Source organism: Aeromonas sp. ASNIH4, assembly GCF_002934425.1.
Taxonomy (GTDB): Bacteria; Pseudomonadota; Gammaproteobacteria; order Enterobacterales; family Aeromonadaceae; genus Aeromonas; species Aeromonas hydrophila.
In genome coordinates, this window is sequence record NZ_CP026217.1 from 2,534,698 (window position 1) to 2,553,088 (window position 18,391).

The window sequence follows — 18,391 nt, forward strand, 5'->3', positions numbered from 1 at the left end:
GTTATTTTTCCTCAGCAGAAACATCGAATTCCAGCTGGTCATGGAGTGCAAGCTCCCGACGCAGCCGTTTGGCTTGGTACATGGCATGGTCCGCCTGCTGCAGCAGATCGGCGGCAGTCAGCCCCTGATCCGGATACAGCGCGATCCCGATGCTGACGGCAGCCAGCAGCTGGCTGCCATCCCCCAGTACCACGGGGTCTGCCATGGCCTGCTGGATGCGGGTTACCACATCTTCCGCCTCGCCCACCTGGGACAAGGGGGTCAGCAGGATGGCAAACTCGTCGCCCCCCAGACGGCATACCAGATCCATCGGCCGCAACTGATGTTGTACCCGTCTGGCCAGGGCGATCAGCACGTCATCCCCGGCGGCATGGCCCAGGGTGTCGTTAATCTGCTTGAAGCGATCACAATCGAGGTAGAGCAGAGCAAAGCGCTCATCATGCAGCCGGCCGGTGGTCACTGCCTGATCCAGACGAGCCTCAAACAGCGCACGATTGGGCAAGCCGGTCAAGGCGTCATGGGTGGCCTGGTGCAGCAGGCTGGCATTCTCCCGCCGCTGGTGGGCCTGCCAGGCTTCCAGTTCGTCGAGCAGGGAGTTGAAATCCTGGCCGAGCGCGTGCAGCTCGGCGATGTTGGCCTCGGGCACCCGCATGGCAAGGATCCGCTGGCGGCTGACGCTGTGGGCCACCTGGGCCAGATCCTTGAGCGGCGCCGTGAGAGAGTTTTGCATCCGGCGCGCCACGTAGAGCGCCCCCAGGGTGCTGAGCACCAGGCAGAGCAGCATGGCCAGCAGGGTCTGCAACAGGAACAGCAGCAGGTATTGACCGTGCCCCACCAGATGAATGCGGGCGATCTCCACCCCGCCCCGCAGCATGGGCTGATCCACAGGCCCAGGCAGAATGAGCCGCGCCAGATACTGCTCAAGACCAGACCAGGGGGTGCTCATGGCCCGGCTCCAGCTGGCCAGCAGCTGGCCGCTCGGCAGATAGATGCTGGCCCGCGCCACATCCTCGTGGGTGGTGATGGCCTGCAGCGCCTCGCGGGCCGCCTCTTCGTCGTGGAACACCACGGCCGCTTCACTGGTGTAGCTGATGGCCCGCGCCACCAGTTCCAGGTTGTGATCCGCATAGAGCCGCAGCGCCAGCAGGGCGATGCCGGTCAGCAGCACACCGGCCATGCAGACCGCCGTCAGGGACGTCACCAGGTGGGTGCGTCCCAGACTCTGTCGCAAGGTGAGGCGCTGGTTGGGGGGGCGGAACAAACCGATCATGAGCCCCCCTCATCGGCCTTGGCCAGCTTGAGCACGGCGGGATGCACTCGCACCCCGCTCCTGGCCAGGGCATCCAGATTGACCCGAAAACGGATCCGCTCCTTGCCGATCTGCAGGCAGAAGACCGAGTCCGCCACGCACTCGGTGCTGTGTTCGCTGATGCTGAGAATGGGGTAGCCGCGCAGCCGCTCGAACAGCGGCAGCCGTCGCTCGGGGGACAACACCCCCAGATAGAGCACGTCACACTGGGGGCCGATCGCCTTGTCATCGACGTCGTAGCGATGGACGCTGACCGGCCGGCCGTTGGCCTGCTGCTTGATGGAGAAGAGCGCGGTGGCGTACTCCGTCGGTGCCGCCACGCACTGGCGCAGCTCGCTCGGTTCGGTCGGCCAGCGGGTGTAGCTGAGAATGTCGAGCACGGTCTGGCGCACCTGCTCGGCTCGCAACTCGGCCGAGGTCAGGGGGGGCGGCTCGGTAGAGAGGGCCAGCGTGCAAACCAGCGGCGCCAACCACGCCAGGATCCGGATCAGTGAAAAAGAGTGCATCGTGCCTGCGCTTAAGCCCACATCAGCACCCAGGAAGGGCGGTTGCCCGCGAGGGGTGAGCCGGATGGAAATAGTATTGAACTTGTCAGCAGCATGACAAGGCGCAGCCGACAGAGCAAGGGGCTGATCGGGCCGGCATCACAATAATGACGAGGGCCCACCCGTGCGTGAGCCCTGCAATAAAGTGCATTCATGGGGTTACTTCTTGTTGATCCCGTATTCCCGCAACTTGTTGGCGATGGCGGTGTGCGACACGCCCAACCGTTTGGCCAGTTGGCGGGTGGAGGGAAACGCCGGGTAGAGCCGCTCCAGCAGCCGGCTCTCGAAGCGTTTAACCGCCTCGTCCAGTCCCCCTTCGAACCACTCATCGATGAGCGGCATGGCGTCGGCCGCCACCGGCAGATCCACGTGCTCAGGGCCGATCTCGTCCCCTTCCAGCAGGGTCATGGCGCGGTAGAGGCAGTTGCGCAGCTGGCGCACGTTGCCCGGCCAGCGGTAGGCGGTCAGGTACTCGGCCATGTTGCGGGTAAAACGCGGGCGCGGGCGCTGCAGTTCACTGGCAAAGCGGGAGACGAACTGCTGGGCCAGCGCCATGATGTCCGCCTTGCGCTCGCGCAGCGGTGGCAACGCCAGGCTCAGCACGTTGAGGCGATAGTAGAGGTCTTCCCGGAACTTGCCCTCGTGCACCAGATCCAGCAACTGCTTCTGGGTGGTGCAGATGAAGCGCACGTTGACCTTCACCTCCTGCTCGTCACCGACCCGGCGGAACACCCCATCCTGCAGCACCCGCAGGAACTTGGTCTGCAGATGGGGGGACATGTCGCCGATCTCGTCCAGCATCAGGGTGCCGCCGCTCGCCAGCTCCAGTACCCCGCGCTTGCCCTCGGTGTTGTTGCCAAAGGCGCCGGGGGCATAACCGAAGAGCTCGCTCTCGGCCACGTTGTCCGGCATGGCCGCACAGTTCAGCGCCATGAAGGGGTGGCTGGAGCGCAGGCTGGCACCGTGGCAGGCGCGGGCCAGCAGCTCCTTGCCGGTGCCGGTCTCACCGACGATGAGCAGCGGCGCATCCTGCATCGCCAGCTTGCTCGCCTGGGCCAGCACCTGTTTCATCTTCTGGCTCTCGGCCTGCAGGTGTTCAAAGCCCCCCACTTCCACCGCGTGCAGCGCACTGAAGTGCATGCCGACCCGACGGGCGGATTTGAGCACCACCACGGCGCCGGCCAGGGCCTGTCTGCCCTTCTCCTCGGCCACGAACAGCGGCATCAGATCCGCCAGATACTCTTCGCCATTGATGCTGAGCTTGCAGGTCTGCGGCCGGATCTCGCTCGCTTCCAGCCAGCGGCTGAAGGAGAAGCCCTTGACCAGGGAGCCGAGCGCCGCGCCACGCACCTCCTCCACCGGCAGGGCCAGGGTGGTGAGGGCGGACTGGTTGGCCTGGGTCACCTTGCCCTTGGCATCGAGGGAGAAGACCAGATCCGGCAGCGCCTTGAGCAGCGCCTCAATCTCGTGGTGTTCGCGCTCGGAGGGCATGTAGGGGATGGTCTTGACGTCATAGACCCCGGGAATGCGGCGGATCTCCGGCATCAGGTGCTGGAAATCACGAAACTCCAGCTCGGGAAAGTTGAGATAGATGATGCCTGAGGTATCGATTTCGATGCCGCGCAGATCGATGTTGTGCTCCACCAGACGGTCGAGCAGTTCCCGGGTCAGGCCCAGGCGGTCTTCACAGCTGACTTCAAGACGCATTCGGGACACACTTCCTAGCTAACTCTATGAATGACCGGATAATACAGACTCGATCCCGCCAGTGCGAGCGCCAGCCCATAAAAATGCGGGCCCGCCCCGTTTTCACCGGGCAGGCCCGCGCCATCTACAGACGTTTATTTGAGCAGCTGGTCGGTGCGCGCCGCCATGATGAAGTCATTGCGATGCAAGCCGCCTATCTTGTGAGCCCACCAGCTGGCGGTCACCATCTCGCCCACTCGGTGAGTGAGGGCGTCTTCACTTCAGCAGCTCATCCGTGCGCGCCGCCATGATGAAGTCGTTGCGGTGTAATCCACCGATCTTGTGGGTCCACCAGCTGACGGTCACCTTCCCCCATTCGGTGAGAATGGCCGGATGATGAAACTCCGCCTCCGCCAGTTCACCCAACCGGTTGGTGAAGGCGAGCGCCTCCTTGAAGTTGCGAAAGGTGAATTCACGCCGCAGCTGCAGCTCACCTTTTACCACCAGCGGCTGCCAGTCGGGGATGAGGCGCATCAGTTCGCTCAGCTCCTGCTCGCTCACCTTGGGGGCATCGGCGCGGCACGCTTCACACTGCTGGCTGGCCAGTTCGGACATGGGACTCTCCTTGTGTATCGATGAAAAGGGGGTAATCAAACACCGGCGGACGGCTCAGCTCGCCTGCTTGCCGCCGGCCGGTGCAAAACGGGGGGGACGCAGCCCCAGACGGCGCGCCTCGGCCACCATGGCCATGATGTCCTGCTCCGCCAGACGATAGAGCTCGCCAAGCTCGGGCAGCACGAAATAGGTGGGTTGCATGATATCGATGCGATACGGGGTGCGCAGCACCTCGATGGGATCAAAGGGCTGCAGCACGGGTTGGCCGCCAAGGGCATAAGCGGTCTCGCCGATGGAGGAGAGAATGCCGCCGCCATAGATGCGCAGCCCCTCCGCCGTGGCCAGCAGGCCAAACTCCACCGTGAACCAGTAGAGCCGCGCCAGAAAGACCCGTTCCTCCTTGCCGGCCCGCAGGCCAAGCTGGCCGTAGACATGGGTGAAGTGGGCGAAGGCGGGGTTGGTCAGCATGGCGCAGTGGCCGAAGATCTCGTGAAAGATGTCAGGCTCCTGCAGGTAGTCGAGCTCGTCCCGACGGCGAATGAAGGTGGCCACCGGAAACTGGCGGTTGGCCAGCAGGGCAAAGAAGCGGTCAAAGGAGATGAGCGCCGGTACCGCCGCCACCGACCAGCCGGTGGCCGGTTGCAGCACGGCGTTGATCTGGGCCAGCTGGGGGATCCGATCCCGGGGCAGGTCGAGCCGCGCCAGCCCGGCCTGGTACTCGTCACAGGCCTTGCCCTCGAGCGCCGCCAGCTGGCGCGCGATCAGGATCTGCCAGGTGCCGTGCTCCTCGTCCGAGTAGTGGATCGTGCCCGCTTCATCCGGCTGGTGGGCGGTGTAGAGACTTGCCATGGGTGACTCCATCCTCTGGGTTGCGACCCGCCATCCGGGCGGTCAGGCGCCATTGCGCGATGGGATCACTGTAACGGTTTACCCCTCAAAAAAGCAGCCGACCCAAGGGTCGGCTGCGGCGGACAATTGTAAATAATTTGTGACAGCCACAATCGAGCCCTGGCCTGCCGTTCACCCCTTGTTGAGGTAGCCCGCCAGCTGGCCGATCAGCCGCTTGCGCAGCTCGCCGAGCCTGGGTTTCTCGTCCGCGCACCAGGGCAGCGGGCGACACGCCTCTATGGTGCGCAGGCCGAGGCGAGCGGTGAGCAGGCCGGCCCCTACCCCTTGCGCAGCGCGAGCAGAGAGCTTGGCGGTGAGCTCGGCCCCCAGCAAGTCCATCCCCACCTCGGTCACCAGCTCGGTGGCGCCGGCGTAGAGCATGTTGCGAAACACCTGACGAATGAGGCGAATGCGGCTCCAGTAGCCGAGCTCGATGGCGTAGACGTCGGCGATATCCTCGATCATCCGCAGGTTGCGCCACAGCATCAGCATCATGTCGACGGTGGCGAGCGGGCTCAAGGCCACCAGCACGGCGGCCTCCCCCGACCATTTGGCCACCCGCGCCTGGGCCAGCTTGTCGCGCTCGCCAAGTACCAGCTGACTGTAGAGGGTCAGTACTTCCCGATCGCTGTGGCTCTCGTCGAGCTGGGCCAGCCAGGTCTGATACCCTTCGCGCCCCTTGTCACCGCTACGCTCGGCCAGCCCCTCGCAGAACGCCTGGCCTTGACCAACGCCTTGATGTGCCAGCAGATCTTCGGCCCGCGAGCGCACATCCTGGCGCCGCTTGAGGGTGCGCAGCCGCAGCCACTCGCGCCCCACCACGCCGGCGGTGCCCGCCACCACCAGCGCCGAAGCCGCCAGCCAGGCGCCGCCCCAGAGCGGGGTGGTGAGAAATTGATCGTAAAGGAAGGCGCCATACTGGCCCAAGGAAAGCACACCGACCGCTCCCAGCCCCCAGGCCAGCAGCCGATGACGGCGACGCGGCTTGATGACAATGGCGCTCTCCACCTCGGTGAGCTCTTCCAGCTCATCGAGGCGCTCGAAGCTCGCCTCCTCCAGCCGCTGGGCCGGCGCCGGCGCCAGCTCCTTCTCGGCTGCCGTCAACGCGGGCTCCAGGATCACCTTGCCCTGCAGCGGTGGCCGCTCTTTTATCTGATCGTTCATCGCTTCTCCTGAAAATAGTCTCCCGGGTACGGCGCAGGCAACAAGCCCGTGCCGCACACCGGTTATTCGAGGTGATCCCCGAGCAGAAACTCCAGCGCCGCATCGAGCCGGATATGGGGCAGCGCCTGATGGGCGCTCATGGGCAGCGGACGAAACGCCTGAAAATCAAAGCCCTGATTGTTCCACCACTGGGCAGGGGGAATATGGGACGGCACCTCGCCCGGAAACAGCAGCAGCGGCTCACCGCTCAGGCTGGTACCACGGATGGCGGGAAACTCGCGGCCATCGGCCACCCCCTTGCCCACCTCGGTCGCTTTGATGGCGGCCAGCGCCAGACACTCGGTGGCAATCCCCTCAAAACGGGCCTGACCGCGGCCGCTGCGCACCAGATGCTGCAGCAGGGAAACCATGGGGCCGTGCTGCTCCGGGGTAACGTGATCGGCCTTGCTCGCCACGAACAGCAGCTTGTCGATGCGCGGCGAGAAGAGCCGCCGCCACCAGTTGCTCTTGCCGTAGGCAAAGCTCTCCATGATGCGGGCAATGGCCTGCTGCATGTCGCCAAAGCTGGCCGCCCCGGCGTTGAGGGGCTGCAGGCAATCCACCAGCACGATCTGGCGATCGAAACCGGCAAAGTGCTGCTCATAAAAACCCTGCACCAGATGCTGTTTGTACTGCTCGAAGCGCTGCTTGAGGGTGGCGTAGAGGGTGCCTTCGGCGGGCTCGCTAGCAGGCATCGCCCACACCCAGGGCACGAACTGCAGCATGGGGGCGCCGGCATACTCCCCCGGCAGCACGAAACGACCGGGCTGGATCAGGTGCAATCCCAACTCTTGTTTGCAGGCATGCAGGTAGTCGGTGTAGCGCTCGGCGAGCTGGGCCACCGGCCGCTCCTCGAAGCCCTGATCCGCCTGCCACTCGGGTGCCAGCCAGTCGGCGGCAAGGGTCTGCAGCTCGGGGCGGCGCAGCTGCTCGCGCACCTGCTCGCTCCACTGCTCGTAGCTCATCTCCAGCAGCGGCAGGTCGAGCAGCCACTCCCCGGGGTAATCCACCAGATCCACGTAGAGGGTGGAGATCTCCCCCAGGTGTTTGCGCAGCGGATGGCGGGTGCGATAGCGAATTTCGAGGCGCACCTCGGCCACGCCGCGGGTCGGCTCGGGCCAGGCCGGCGGATCGCCAAACAGGGCATCGAGGCCGCGTTCGTAGGCAAAGGTGGGAATGTGGGCATTTTGCTGGGGCACCCGGCGGGCACCGAGAATGCGTCCCTGGCGCTGGGCGTCCCAGAGTGGCAGACGGCCGTCGATGGCCGCGTGTTCCAGCTGGTTGACCAGCGCCGTGATGAAGGCTGTTTTGCCGCTGCGAGAGAGGCCGGTGACCGCCAGCCGGATGTGGCGATCCCGTACCCGGTTGACCACGTCGTTCGCCTTGTGCTGCAGGCGATTGAACTGCTGTTCCAGTTTATTGAGTATCAAGGCTTGTCCTGTTCTCCCGTTCATCCAGAGCGAAGGGGGATGGCCGCTGCCACCCCGCGCCATGGCCCCCTCGTGCGGTGCCCGCCATCAAAGGCCGGCCCGCGTCGGCGGGGCCATCGCGCCGCTCAGGGTTACAAGTTGCGAAACTCCCGCTGCAGGGTGAACTCCTTGGAGGTCACCAGCTTCTCGATGCGCTGCAATCTGGGCTCCAGCCCATCCAGCTCCTGGCCAATGCGGACAAGGGCCTGATGAGGCGTGATGCCCGCCTGCCAGCTGCGCGCCTTCATCCGCACCTCGGCAAAATCGGCATCCTCCTGGGCGTAGAGGGTGACGGGCTTCTTGTCGAGCAGAAACCAGGCGGCCACGTAGGCGGTGAAGGTGATGAAGCCGGCGAAGATAAGGCCGCTGATGGCAAGCAGCCGCACGATCCAGGTCTCCACCCCGAAGTACTCTGCCAGACCGGCACAGACCCCGGCTATCTTGCCGCGCTGGGGGTCACGATAGAGGTTGCGCCCTTCACGACTGATGCTGCTCATACCTTGTTCCTCCAACCCGGGACTTCCGCATCCAGAATCGACTCCAGGGCGCCCACCCGCTCCTGCATCTTCTCGGCACGCACCAGCAGCCCCTGCAGCTGTTCACGCTCGCCATCGGCAAGACCGGCGCCAATGCGTCCCTTGGCGCGGTAGTGCAGCACCAGCCAGATGGGGGCCACCACCACCATGAAGACCACCATGGGAACCATCAATACACCCAGCAGATCTTCCATCTGTTACTCTCCCTGTTTTGGCGTGGTATCGCCTTGGCCCAGCTTCTGGCGCATGGCCTCGAGCTCTTTGCTGATCTGATCGTCGGCTTCCAGTTCGGCAAACTGCTGGGCCAGCGCCTTGTCGGACTGCCCCAGATCGGCGCGGGCCTCCATCTCGTCGATGCGGCGCTCCATGCGCTCGAACTTGCTCACCACCGCCTGGCTGTCGCCACGGGCGACCTGGCTCTGCACGTTGAGACGGCTGCTGGCCGCTTCGCTGCGAATGGCCATCGCCTTCTGGCGGGCACGGGCATCTTCCAGCTTGGCTTCCAGCTGACGGATCTCCTCCCCCAGCTTGGCGATGCCGCTGTCCACCGCCTGCTGCTCACGCTCGAGGCCGTCGGCCAGCTCGGCCTGCTTCTTCTTCTCGATAAGCGCCGCGCGGGCCAAGTCTTCCCGCCCCTTGCTCAGGGCCAGCTCGGCCTTGCCCTGCCACTCGGCGACCTGCTCCTGATGGCGGCTGACCTGGCGGCCGATCTCTTTCTGGTTGGCGAGGAAGCGGGCCAGATTGGAGCGCTCCTTCACCAGCTCGTCTTCCATCTCCTGGATGATCAGGCGCACCATCTTCTGGGGATCTTCTGCCTTGTCGAGCAGGGCCGTCAGGTTGGAATTGATGATGTCGGCCAGGCGGGAAAAAATACTCATGATTGTACTCCTGTGGTTGGCATACGTTGTTTCTCCATTGACAATGGCAACTTGTGTGCCAATCTGGAACAGAATTTAACTTGTTGATTTATATGGGGCAGATAAGTCGAGTTTCAAGATGCACCACACAAGTAATGATTAGAATCACCAACTTTTGGTAAGATTGACCAGCTTCCAACGATTCACGGGGATGACTATGACCACGGCCACGGAAAGCCTGTTGGGGGAATCCAACGCATTTCTCGAGATCATTGAGCAGGCCTCCCGCCTGGCGCCGCTGCGCAAGCCCGTGCTGATCATCGGCGAACGGGGGACCGGCAAGGAGCTCATCGCCCACCGCCTACATTATCTCTCGGCGCACTGGGATCAAAGCTTTGTCACCGTCAACTGCGCCACCTTGAGCGAGAGTCTGCTGGAGACCGAGCTGTTCGGCCACGAGGCGGGCTCCTTCACCGGCGCCGCCAAGCGCCACCAGGGCCGCTTCGAGCGGGCCGATGGCGGCACCCTCTTCCTTGACGAACTGGCCACCACCAGCGCGCGGGTGCAGGAAAAACTGCTGCGGGTCATCGAGTACGGCGAGTTCGAGCGGGTGGGCGGCGCCAAGGCCCTCAAGGTGGATGTACGGCTGGTGTGCGCCACCAACGAAGATCTGCCAGCACTGGCCGACAAGGGGCAGTTTCGCCACGACCTGCTCGACCGGCTCGCCTTCGACGTCATCACCCTGCCCCCGCTGCGGGAGCGGCGCGAAGATATTCTGATGCTGGCGGAGCACTTCGCCCACGGCATGACCCGGGAGCTCGGCTATCCGCTGTTTGCCGGTTTCTCGCGCAAGGCGACCCAGTTGCTGCTGGATTACCCCTGGCCCGGCAACGTGCGGGAGCTGAAAAACGTGGTAGAGCGCAGCATCTACCGCCAGGGCAACCCCCAGTTGCCGCTGGCCGAGCTGGTGCTCAACCCGTTCGATTCCCCCTGGCGCCCCCGGGCCCCGGCGGCGGTTGCGACCACCGTCCCGCTGGAGCAGGCGCCAACGGTGACACCGGACTCCCCCGCCCTGCCGCTGGATCTTAAACAGGCGGTGGCGGGCTACGAGATTAATTTACTCAAGCAAGCACTGCAGCAATCCCAGTATAATCAGCGCAAAGCCGCCCAACTGCTGGCCCTGAGCTATCACCAGTTCCGCGGCATGCTGCGTAAATACCAGCTGCTGGACAGTGACAACGATGCGGATTAATCACCCGGGCAGCCTGCCCCAGAGCGGCACCCACCCCTTGCCGGCCCCGTCGCCGGCAACTTCGTATAAAAACATGGTTCGACAATGAGAATGCTCAAACCCTTGCTGCTTGGAATGCTGGTGCTGCTCACCGGTTGTCAGAAACAAGACGACGCGTCCAGGACGGGACTCATCTATTGTGCGGAAGGCTCGCCCCAGACCTTCAATCCCCAGGTCTCCAATTCCGGGGTGACCCTGGATGCCAGCTCGCGCCCGCTCTACGACCGCCTGCTGGAGGTGAATCCCAACACCCTGGCGCTGGAGGGAGGGCTCGCCACCCGCTGGAGCACCAGCGAAGACGGCCTCTTCTATACCCTGACCCTGCGCAAGGGAGTCACCTTTCACCACACGCCCTGGTTCAACCCCTCGCGTCCCCTCAACGCCGACGACGTGGTGTTCACCTGGCAGCGGCTGCTCGACAAGCAGCACCCCTATCACGACGTCTCCGGTGGCGAATACCCCTACTTCTACAGCCTGGGGCTGGATCAGCTGATCAAGCGGGTCTACAAGAAGGGCACCGATCAGGTGGTATTCGAGCTGAACCGGCCGGATGCCTCTTTCCTCGCCACCCTGGCCAGCGACTACGCCATCGTGCTCTCCGCCGAGTATGCCGGGCAGCTGCAAAAAGCCGGCACCCCGGGGCTCATCGACAGCCGTCCGGTGGGCACCGGGCCGTTCAGCTTCAAGGAGTATCGCCACAACGAATACGTGCGCTACCTGCGCCACCCCGGTTACTGGGGCGGCGAGGCCAAGATTGAGCAGCTCATCTATGACATCACCCCCAAATCGTCCAAGCGGCTGGCCAAGCTGCTGACCGGCGAGTGCGACGTGATGAGCACCCCCTCCGCCAGCCAGCTGTCGGTGATCGACCAGGATCCCGACCTCAGCCTGGCGGTGCAGTCCGGCATGAACGTCGCCTTCCTCGCCCTCAATACCCGCAAGGCGCCGTTCAACAAGGTGCAGGTACGCCAGGCCATCGCCAGCGCCATCAACATCGACAACCTGCTGCAGGCGGTCTATTTCGAGACGGGCCAGCCCGCCAACAGCCTGCTGCCGCCGCTCTCCTGGGGTTACAACCCCTCCCTGCCGATGCGCCAGCCGGATCTCAAGCGGGCGCGCCAGCTGCTCAAGGAGGCGGGACTGGAGCAAGGGTTCGAGATGCAGGTGCTGGTGCAGCCGGGCTCGCGCGCCTACAACCCGGATGCCCTCAAAACCGCCCAGCTGATGCGAAGCGATCTGGCCAAGGTCGGCATCAAGCTCAAAATCGTGCAGCAGGAGTGGCCGGTCATCGAGGCCCGCCTCGCCCAGGGCCAGTACGACAGCCTGCTCAGCGGCTGGATTGCCGACAACGCCGACCCGGACAACTTCTTTCGCCAACTGCTGAGCTGCGCCGCCGTCGAGCGTGGCAACAACTACAGCCGCTGGTGCAGCCCGGCGTTTGATCAGCTGCTGGACGATGCGGTGACCACGCCCCAGCTGGCATTCAGGCTGCGCAACTACTACTACGCCCAGACCCTGCTCAACGAGCAGATGCCGCTCATTCCGCTGGCCCATGCCCTGCGCACCCAGGTCAGCCGCAGCGACATCGAGGGGCTCTCCCTGATGCCCTTTGGCGGCACCGTCTTCAACCAGGCCTATCGGGAGTAAGCATGTTTCTCTATATCCTGCGTCGCATCAATCTGCTGCTCATCACCCTGCTGGCGCTGACCTTCGTCGCCTACCTGCTGGACGTGCGCCTCATCGGCCAGCAGGCCAGCTTCTGGAGCGGCTATCCCGACTTCCTGCGCCGCATTCTGGACGGGGATCTGGGGCTCTCCAGCGTCTCCGGCCTGCCGGTGCTGGACGAGATCCGTCACTACTTCCCCGCCACCCTGATCCTCTGCGTGGCGGCCTTCGCCATCTCGCTGCTGGTGGGCATTCCGCTCGGCACCCTGGCGGCCCTCTCTCAGGGCAAGCCGCTCGATCTCACCATCATGACCGCCGGCCTCATCGGCTACGCGGTGCCGGTGTTCTGGCTGGCGCTGCTGGTGGTGATGTTCTTCTCGCTGGATCTGGGCTGGCTGCCCGCCTCCGGCCAGATCAGCCTGCTCTATGACGTGCCCTCCATCACCGGCATCGCCCTCATCGACGTGCTGATGAGCCACGAACCCTGGCGCCAGGCCGCCCTGCACGACGCCCTGCGCCACCTGATCCTGCCCTCGCTGGTGCTGGCGGTGGTGCCCACCACCGAGGTGATCCGCCACGTGCGCAGCTCCCTCATCGACGTGATGAAGCAGAACTACATCAAGGCGGCGGCCAGCCGCGGCCTCTCCCGTCGCCAGATCGTCTGGCGTCACGGCCTCAAGAACGCCCTGCCGCCGGTGCTGCCGTTGCTGGGCCTGCAGCTGGGCAGCGTGCTCACCTCCGCCATGATCACCGAGGTGGTGTTCGAGTGGCACGGTATCGGCCGCTGGCTCATCAACAGCATCGCCTTGCAGGACTACGCCGCCATCCGCGGCGCCACCCTGGTGGTGGCCAGCTTCGTCATCTTCATCAGCGTCAGCACCGAGCTACTCACCACCATCATCTACCCGGCGCGGCGCAAAGAACTCTATGCAAAACAAGACTGAACGTGCTCATGGCATGACCCGGAGCCAGGAATCCTATGCAAGACAAGACTAGCCTCTACCCCGAGCTCAAGATCCTCTCGCCGCTGGAGCAGACCTGGGCCTCCTATCGCCGCAATCCGCTGGCGATGGCAGGGCTCTGGTGCTTCCTGATCCTGCTGCTCATCACTCTGTTCGGCCCGCTGGTGGTGCCCTACGGTATCGACGAGCAGCACAGCGCCCGCTTGCTGCTGGCCCCCTCCTGGGCCAACAGCGGCAACATCGACTACTTCCTCGGTACCGACGATCTGGGGCGCGACATCCTCTCCCGGCTGGTGGTGGGCGCCAGGTTCACCTTTGGCAACGCCCTGCTGGTGGTGGTGATCGCCATGGTGGCGGGTACCGCCATCGGCATCCTCGGCGGCATGAGCAAGGGGCTCAAGTCGAGCGTGCTGCACCACCTGCTCGATACCCTGCTCTCCATCCCCTCCCTGCTGCTGGCCATCATCATGGTGGCCATCCTGGGGCCGGGTCTGTTCAACACCCTGATCGCCATCACCCTGGCGCTGATCCCTCCCTTCATCCGGGCCACCTACAACGCGGTTCACACCGAGATGCAGAAGGAGTACATCATCGCCAGCCGGCTCGATGGCTCGCCCCCCTTGCGGATCATGCGGCTGGCCATTTTGCCGAACATCGTCGAAACCCTGGTGGCCCAGACCACCCGCACACTGTCGGCAGCCATCCTCGACATCTCGGCGGTGGGCTTTCTCGGCCTCGGCGCCCAGTCACCGCAACCGGAATGGGGCGCCATGCTGGCCGATTCGAGCGATCTCATCTATCTCGCCCCCTGGACCGTGACCCTGCCGGGCATGGCCATCCTGTTCAGCGTGCTGGTCACCAATCTAGTGGGTGAAGGTATTCGCGAAGCACTCAAAGAGGGGAACGACTAATGCCTCTGCTCGACATACGCAACCTCACCATCGAGATCGACACCCCGCAGGGCAAGGTCAAGGCGGTGGACAAGGTGAGCCTGACCCTGGCCGAGGGGGAGATCCGCGGTCTGGTGGGCGAATCCGGCTCCGGCAAGAGCCTGGTGGCCAAGGTGATCGTCGGCATCCAGAAGGACAACTGGACGGTGCGCGCCGACCGGATGCGCTTCAACGACATGGACTTGCTGACCATGGCGCCCCACGAGCGGCGCCGTATCATGGGCCGCGAGATCGCCATGATCTTCCAGGACCCCATCAGCTGTCTCGACCCCTCCGAGGAGATCGGCACCCAGCTGGAAGAGGCAATCCCGACCGACTCCTTCGAGGGGCAGTTCTGGCAGCGCTTCCAGTGGCGCAAGAAGAAGGCCATCGCCTTGCTGCACCGGGTCGGCGTCAAGGATCACCGCAAGGTGATGCGGGCCTACCCTCACGAGCTATCGGACGGCATGTGCCAGAAGGTGATGATCGCCATGGCGATCGCCAACCAGCCGCGCCTGCTGGTGGCGGACGAGCCCACCAGCGCCATGGAGTCCACCACCCATTCCCAGATCCTGCGGCTGCTGGACAAGATGAACAAGCTGGGCAACACCACCATCCTCATCATCAGCAACGACATCGCCGCCATCGCCAACCTGACCGACACCATCAACGTGATGTATTGCGGCCAGATGGTGGAGGTGGGTACCCGGGAGCAGATCCTGGAGACGCCGCACCACCCCTATACCGATGCGCTGCTCAAGTCGATCCCCGACTTTGACAAGCTGGTGCGCCACAAGTCGCGTCTAGAAACCCTGCCCGGCGTCATTCCGCCGCTACAGCACCTGCCCATCGGTTGTCGGCTCGGCCCCCGCTGCCCCTATGCCCAGAAGCAGTGCGTGCAGACCCCGCTGATGAGCAAGCTCAAGGGGCACCAGTTCAGCTGCCACTTTCCGTTGAACATGGAAGAGCCCAAAAAGTGAATTCAATCCCGTATCAGAGCGTGGCAGCATGCCTTCTCACCAAGGAGCCAGGACAGTGATCGAACCCTCCCTGTTGCAGGTCAGGGGCCTGTGCAAGACCTATCAGAACCGCACCGGCCTGTTTCGACGCCGGGCGGTGGAAGCCATCAAACCGCTCTCCTTTGATCTCGAGGTGGGCCAGACCCTGGCCATCGTCGGCGAGGCCGGCTCCGGCAAGAGCACCCTGGCCCGCATTCTGGCGGGCATGATAGAGCCGAGCGGTGGCGAGATCGCCATCGAGGGGCAGCCGATGATCCACGGCGACTATCAGACCCGCTGCAAGCTGCTGCGAATGATCTTCCAGGACCCCAACTCCTCCCTCAACCGCAAGATCCGGGTCGGCCAGATCCTGGAGACGCCGCTGCGCCTCAACACCGAGATGACCGAGGAGGAGCGCCACGACAAGGTGGTGCAGACCCTGCGCATGGTGGGCATGCTGGCCGACCACGCCCTCTTCTATCCGCAGATGCTCTCCGCCGGTCAGCAGCAGCGGGTGGCGCTGGCACGGGCGCTGATCCTCAACCCCAAGATCGTGGTGGCCGACGAGGCGCTCTCTACCCTGGATATCTCGGTGCGCTCGCAGATCATCAACCTGCTGCTGGAGATGCAGGAGACCATGGGGCTGAGCTATGTGCTGGTGGCCAACGATCTGGGGGTGGTGAGCCACATCAGCGACGAGGTGCTGGTGATGCACGAAGGGCGGGTGGTGGAGCGCGGCAAGACCCTCAAGGTGTTCGCCGATCCCCAGCACGAGGTGACCCGGCGCCTCATCCAGAACTACAACAACGAATACCGCCGCTGATCCGCGCCCGCCGGCTCTTGCCCGCCGCTTTCACGCCTGAAAAAGAGACAAAAAAATCCCGGCTCAGGGGCCGGGAATTGCGCTCAAAAATGAATGCGTCGCTCGTAGTAGGAACGCTGCAATGGTAGGCAGCGCCCTGCCCGTCAACAACTGTCAGATCTGACAGGAAGACCGCTATGGAACCGGAACTGCGGATCCGGCGAGCGGATCAGCTCCGCCTCCACCTGGCCGAAGAAGGCCACCCGTTCACTGATGTCCTCCCCCGCATATTGCTCGGCCAGCGCGAGGTAATCCTGATAGTGGCGCGCCTCGGAGCGCAGCAAGGAGACGTAGAAACGGCCCAGCTCCTCGTCCAGATAGGGTGCCAGCTTGGCAAACCGCTCACAGGAGCGCGCCTCGATATAGGCGCCGATGATCAGCTTGTCGACGATGGTGGCGGGCTCGTGGGTACGCACATGCTGCATCAGGTTGCGGGCATAGCGGGAGGCGGTCACCGGGCCATAGGGAATGTCGCGGGCCTGCATGATCTCCAGCACCTGCTCGAAGTGATGCAGCTCCTCCTGGATGAGCCGCACCATGGGAAACAGCAGCGGATTGCGATCCAGCTCGGCAAAGACCGAGCGTTCAGACTCCCCCATGCTGCGCTTGCCCAGGATCTCGGCCTTCTCCGGAATCGCGTCCAGTTCCCGATAGAACTCCAGCTTGGGCAACAGATGACGCTTGCCCTTGGGCAGACAGTAGCGGCGCACCAGGCTGTGAGCGGTGAGCGCGGCCTTGTTCTCGCAGTTGGCGTGATCGATGAGCAGGGTCGGCAGCCAGGCGGGATCCCGCGCCATCTCGATCCACGCATCCGGGGTCTCGCAGTGCAAAAACTGGCGCACGGGGGCTAGCAGGTCATCCATCTGAATTCTCGTCTGTTCGGGTTGATACGGCGGCGGCCCATGCTAGCGGATCCCGCCGCCACTGCCCATAGCTGCGGGTACAAACGCTGCTTTTTCAAGCAGATACGGGCCCTTTTCGGCGAGCGGAAACAACAATGGGGGCCAAGGCCCCCATCTCGTTGCAACACCCCAGCGTGGAAAACGTTTAACTGCCTTCGTTAAAAATTTCCAGGTTGCTGGTGCCTTCCTGCCACTCGCGCACCGCCTTGTTGTCATCGCTGCGCATGGCGTTGAGGTGGTCGAGGTAGGATTGATCCACGTCGGAGGTGACGTAGTGGCCGTTGAACACCGAGGTCTCGAAGTGGCGCAGTTCGGGGTTGATCTCCCGCACCGCCGCTTCCAGATCTTCCAGATCCTGGAAGATGAGGCCGTCGGCGCCAATCAGCTTGCACACCTCTTCCACTTCCCGGCCGTGGGCGATCAGCTCGTTGGCGGTGGGCATGTCGATGCCGTAGACGTTGGGGAAGCGAATTTCCGGCGCCGCCGAGGCGAAGTAGACCTTGGCTGCCCCCGCCTCACGGGCCATCTGGATGATCTGCTCGGAAGTGGTGCCGCGCACTATGCTGTCGTCCACCAGCAATACCTTCTTGCCCTTGAACTCGGAGCTGATGGCATTGAGCTTGCGGCGCACCGACTTCTTGCGCTGGGTCTGGCCCGGCATGATGAAGGTACGGCCGATGTAGCGGTTCTTCACAAAGCCCTGACGGTACGGCAAGTCCAGGGTGTGGGCGATCTCCAGCGCCACGTCGCAGGAGGTCTCGGGGATGGGGATGACCACGTCCACGTCGAGATCTTCCCACTCGCGGGCAATCTTCTGGCCCAGCTTGCGACCCATGTTGAGGCGGGCGGCATAAACCGACACCTTGTCGATGCACGAATCAGGGCGAGCGAAGTAGACATATTCGAAGATGCAGGAGCTCATCTGCGGGTTCTCCGCACACTGCTCGGAGAAGAGCTGGCCCTGCTCGGTGATGTAGATGGCCTCCCCCGGCGCGACGTCGCGCACTGTCTCGAAACCGATGGCATCGAGCGCCACGCTCTCGGAGGCGAGCATGTACTCCACCTGCCCCTGCTCGTCGACCCGGCGGCCCAGGATCAGCGGGCGAATGCCGTTGGGGTCGCGAAAACCGATGAGACCGTGGCCGATCACCAGGGAGACCACGGCATAGGCACCGCGGATCTGCTGGTGCACCTTGCGCACCGCCGAGAAGATGTCTTCCGGGCGCAGCGCCATCTTGTCACAGAGATCCAGCTCGTGCGCCAGCACGTTCAGCAGCACCTCGGAGTCCGAAGTGGTGTTGATGTGGCGACGGGCCACCTTGAACTGCTGCTCCTTGAGCTCCTTGGCGTTGGTGAGGTTGCCGTTGTGGGCCAGCACCATGCCGTAGGGGGAGTTCACGTAAAAAGGTTGGGCTTCAGCGGCACTGGAGCTGCCTGCGGTGGGATATCTGACATGCCCTATGCCGATATGCCCTTTCAAGCGCTGCATGTGACGCACTTCAAACACGTCCTTCACCAGGCCGTTGGCCTTGCGTTGCCGGAAGTTTCCACTGTCAATGGTCACGATCCCGGCGGCATCCTGTCCCCTGTGCTGCAACACCGTCAAGGCGTCGTAGAGGGCCTGATTGACGGGGGTGGTGCCAACTATACCGACAATACCACACATGTCTTTGC

At 63.8% G+C, this 18,391-nt stretch carries 19 protein-coding genes; 6 read left to right on the forward strand and 13 right to left on the reverse strand.

Features of this window, described 5'->3' with window-relative positions; genetic code table 11:
- Position 1: 1 nt before the first annotated feature.
- The 11 genes from C2U40_RS11595 to pspA form a co-directional block, all read right to left on the reverse strand.
- Complete coding sequence (locus C2U40_RS11595) at positions 2-1,270, reverse strand: diguanylate cyclase domain-containing protein (protein ID WP_017409648.1); 1,269 nt, start codon at positions 1,268-1,270, stop codon at positions 2-4.
- Positions 1,267-1,815, reverse strand: a complete 549-nt coding sequence (locus C2U40_RS11600; RefSeq protein ID WP_233768836.1) for a YfiR family protein — start codon at positions 1,813-1,815, stop codon at positions 1,267-1,269. Before C2U40_RS11600 ends, C2U40_RS11595 begins: the two co-directional genes overlap by 4 nt.
- Positions 1,816-2,013: 198 nt before the next feature.
- Complete coding sequence (gene tyrR, locus C2U40_RS11605; RefSeq protein ID WP_016350472.1) at positions 2,014-3,561, reverse strand: transcriptional regulator TyrR; 1,548 nt, start codon at positions 3,559-3,561, stop codon at positions 2,014-2,016.
- 134 nt (positions 3,562-3,695) lie between these two features.
- A complete protein-coding gene (locus C2U40_RS11610) occupies positions 3,696-3,788 on the reverse strand; it encodes a 4a-hydroxytetrahydrobiopterin dehydratase (protein ID WP_373366258.1) in 93 nt (30 codons plus the stop codon).
- Between the two features lie 28 nt (positions 3,789-3,816).
- Complete coding sequence (locus C2U40_RS11615; RefSeq protein ID WP_005300093.1) at positions 3,817-4,155, reverse strand: 4a-hydroxytetrahydrobiopterin dehydratase; 339 nt, start codon at positions 4,153-4,155, stop codon at positions 3,817-3,819.
- Positions 4,156-4,209: 54 nt separating this feature from the next.
- Positions 4,210-5,004, reverse strand: a complete 795-nt coding sequence (gene phhA / locus C2U40_RS11620) for a phenylalanine 4-monooxygenase (RefSeq protein WP_016350470.1) — start codon at positions 5,002-5,004, stop codon at positions 4,210-4,212.
- Positions 5,005-5,175: 171 nt separating this feature from the next.
- A complete protein-coding gene (locus C2U40_RS11625; protein WP_103828261.1) occupies positions 5,176-6,207 on the reverse strand; it encodes a YcjF family protein in 1,032 nt (343 codons plus the stop codon).
- Between the two features lie 62 nt (positions 6,208-6,269).
- The gene (locus C2U40_RS11630) at positions 6,270-7,676 is read right to left on the reverse strand and encodes a YcjX family protein (protein ID WP_181014856.1); all 1,407 of its coding nucleotides are present in this window, start codon (positions 7,674-7,676) and stop codon (positions 6,270-6,272) included.
- Between the two features lie 131 nt (positions 7,677-7,807).
- Positions 7,808-8,212, reverse strand: a complete 405-nt coding sequence (pspC, locus tag C2U40_RS11635) for an envelope stress response membrane protein PspC (RefSeq protein ID WP_017409654.1) — start codon at positions 8,210-8,212, stop codon at positions 7,808-7,810.
- On the reverse strand, positions 8,209-8,445 hold the full coding sequence (gene pspB, locus C2U40_RS11640; RefSeq protein ID WP_005300084.1) for an envelope stress response membrane protein PspB: 237 nt from the start codon (positions 8,443-8,445) through the stop codon (positions 8,209-8,211). The genes pspC and pspB overlap by 4 nt, the downstream gene beginning before the upstream one ends.
- 3 nt (positions 8,446-8,448) lie before the next feature.
- Complete coding sequence (gene pspA, locus C2U40_RS11645; RefSeq protein WP_103828263.1) at positions 8,449-9,129, reverse strand: phage shock protein PspA; 681 nt, start codon at positions 9,127-9,129, stop codon at positions 8,449-8,451.
- Positions 9,130-9,325: 196 nt separating this feature from the next.
- On the opposite strand from pspA, the gene pspF reads away from it, so the two are divergent.
- The 6 genes from pspF (at position 9,326) to C2U40_RS11675 (ending at position 15,776) form a co-directional block, all read left to right on the forward strand.
- Complete coding sequence (gene pspF / locus C2U40_RS11650; protein WP_103828264.1) at positions 9,326-10,360, forward strand: phage shock protein operon transcriptional activator; 1,035 nt, start codon at positions 9,326-9,328, stop codon at positions 10,358-10,360.
- Between the two features lie 90 nt (positions 10,361-10,450).
- Positions 10,451-12,046: an ABC transporter substrate-binding protein SapA gene (gene sapA, locus C2U40_RS11655; protein WP_045524999.1), complete on the forward strand. Its 1,596-nt coding sequence runs from the start codon at positions 10,451-10,453 to the stop codon at positions 12,044-12,046.
- 2 nt (positions 12,047-12,048) lie between these two features.
- Positions 12,049-13,008, forward strand: a complete 960-nt coding sequence (locus tag C2U40_RS11660) for an ABC transporter permease (RefSeq protein ID WP_011705751.1) — start codon at positions 12,049-12,051, stop codon at positions 13,006-13,008.
- Between the two features lie 35 nt (positions 13,009-13,043).
- A complete protein-coding gene (locus C2U40_RS11665; RefSeq protein ID WP_103828265.1) occupies positions 13,044-13,937 on the forward strand; it encodes an ABC transporter permease subunit in 894 nt (297 codons plus the stop codon).
- Positions 13,937-14,935 carry a peptide ABC transporter ATP-binding protein gene (locus C2U40_RS11670; protein WP_103828266.1) on the forward strand — a complete coding sequence of 333 codons (999 nt, stop codon included), beginning with the start codon at positions 13,937-13,939 and terminating at the stop codon, positions 14,933-14,935. Before C2U40_RS11665 ends, C2U40_RS11670 begins: the two co-directional genes overlap by 1 nt.
- Positions 14,936-14,990: 55 nt before the next feature.
- Positions 14,991-15,776: a peptide ABC transporter ATP-binding protein gene (locus tag C2U40_RS11675; protein ID WP_103828267.1), complete on the forward strand. Its 786-nt coding sequence runs from the start codon at positions 14,991-14,993 to the stop codon at positions 15,774-15,776.
- Positions 15,777-15,919: 143 nt separating this feature from the next.
- On the opposite strand, the gene miaE is transcribed toward C2U40_RS11675, so the two are convergent.
- Together miaE and purF are read right to left on the reverse strand one after the other, a co-directional pair.
- A complete protein-coding gene (gene miaE, locus C2U40_RS11680) occupies positions 15,920-16,678 on the reverse strand; it encodes a tRNA isopentenyl-2-thiomethyl-A-37 hydroxylase MiaE (RefSeq protein ID WP_103828268.1) in 759 nt (252 codons plus the stop codon).
- 184 nt (positions 16,679-16,862) lie between these two features.
- Complete coding sequence (gene purF, locus C2U40_RS11685) at positions 16,863-18,383, reverse strand: amidophosphoribosyltransferase (RefSeq protein WP_011705746.1); 1,521 nt, start codon at positions 18,381-18,383, stop codon at positions 16,863-16,865.
- Positions 18,384-18,391: the final 8 nt, after the last annotated feature.

Coding starts and splice junctions, on each gene's coding strand:
- C2U40_RS11595 (WP_017409648.1), bottom strand. CDS start 1,270: ATGATCGGTTTGTTCCGCCCCCCCAACCAGCGCCTCACCTTGCGACAG.
- C2U40_RS11600 (WP_233768836.1), bottom strand. CDS start 1,815: ATGCACTCTTTTTCACTGATCCGGATCCTGGCGTGGTTGGCGCCGCTG.
- tyrR (WP_016350472.1), bottom strand. CDS start 3,561: ATGCGTCTTGAAGTCAGCTGTGAAGACCGCCTGGGCCTGACCCGGGAA.
- C2U40_RS11610 (WP_373366258.1), bottom strand. CDS start 3,788: ATGGTGACCGCCAGCTGGTGGGCTCACAAGATAGGCGGCTTGCATCGC.
- C2U40_RS11615 (WP_005300093.1), bottom strand. CDS start 4,155: ATGTCCGAACTGGCCAGCCAGCAGTGTGAAGCGTGCCGCGCCGATGCC.
- phhA (WP_016350470.1), bottom strand. CDS start 5,004: ATGGCAAGTCTCTACACCGCCCACCAGCCGGATGAAGCGGGCACGATC.
- C2U40_RS11625 (WP_103828261.1), bottom strand. CDS start 6,207: ATGAACGATCAGATAAAAGAGCGGCCACCGCTGCAGGGCAAGGTGATC.
- pspC (WP_017409654.1), bottom strand. CDS start 8,212: ATGAGCAGCATCAGTCGTGAAGGGCGCAACCTCTATCGTGACCCCCAG.
- pspB (WP_005300084.1), bottom strand. CDS start 8,445: ATGGAAGATCTGCTGGGTGTATTGATGGTTCCCATGGTGGTCTTCATG.
- pspA (WP_103828263.1), bottom strand. CDS start 9,129: ATGAGTATTTTTTCCCGCCTGGCCGACATCATCAATTCCAACCTGACG.
- pspF (WP_103828264.1), top strand. CDS start 9,326: ATGACCACGGCCACGGAAAGCCTGTTGGGGGAATCCAACGCATTTCTC.
- sapA (WP_045524999.1), top strand. CDS start 10,451: ATGCTCAAACCCTTGCTGCTTGGAATGCTGGTGCTGCTCACCGGTTGT.
- C2U40_RS11660 (WP_011705751.1), top strand. CDS start 12,049: ATGTTTCTCTATATCCTGCGTCGCATCAATCTGCTGCTCATCACCCTG.
- C2U40_RS11665 (WP_103828265.1), top strand. CDS start 13,044: ATGCAAGACAAGACTAGCCTCTACCCCGAGCTCAAGATCCTCTCGCCG.
- C2U40_RS11670 (WP_103828266.1), top strand. CDS start 13,937: ATGCCTCTGCTCGACATACGCAACCTCACCATCGAGATCGACACCCCG.
- miaE (WP_103828268.1), bottom strand. CDS start 16,678: ATGGATGACCTGCTAGCCCCCGTGCGCCAGTTTTTGCACTGCGAGACC.
- purF (WP_011705746.1), bottom strand. CDS start 18,383: ATGTGTGGTATTGTCGGTATAGTTGGCACCACCCCCGTCAATCAGGCC.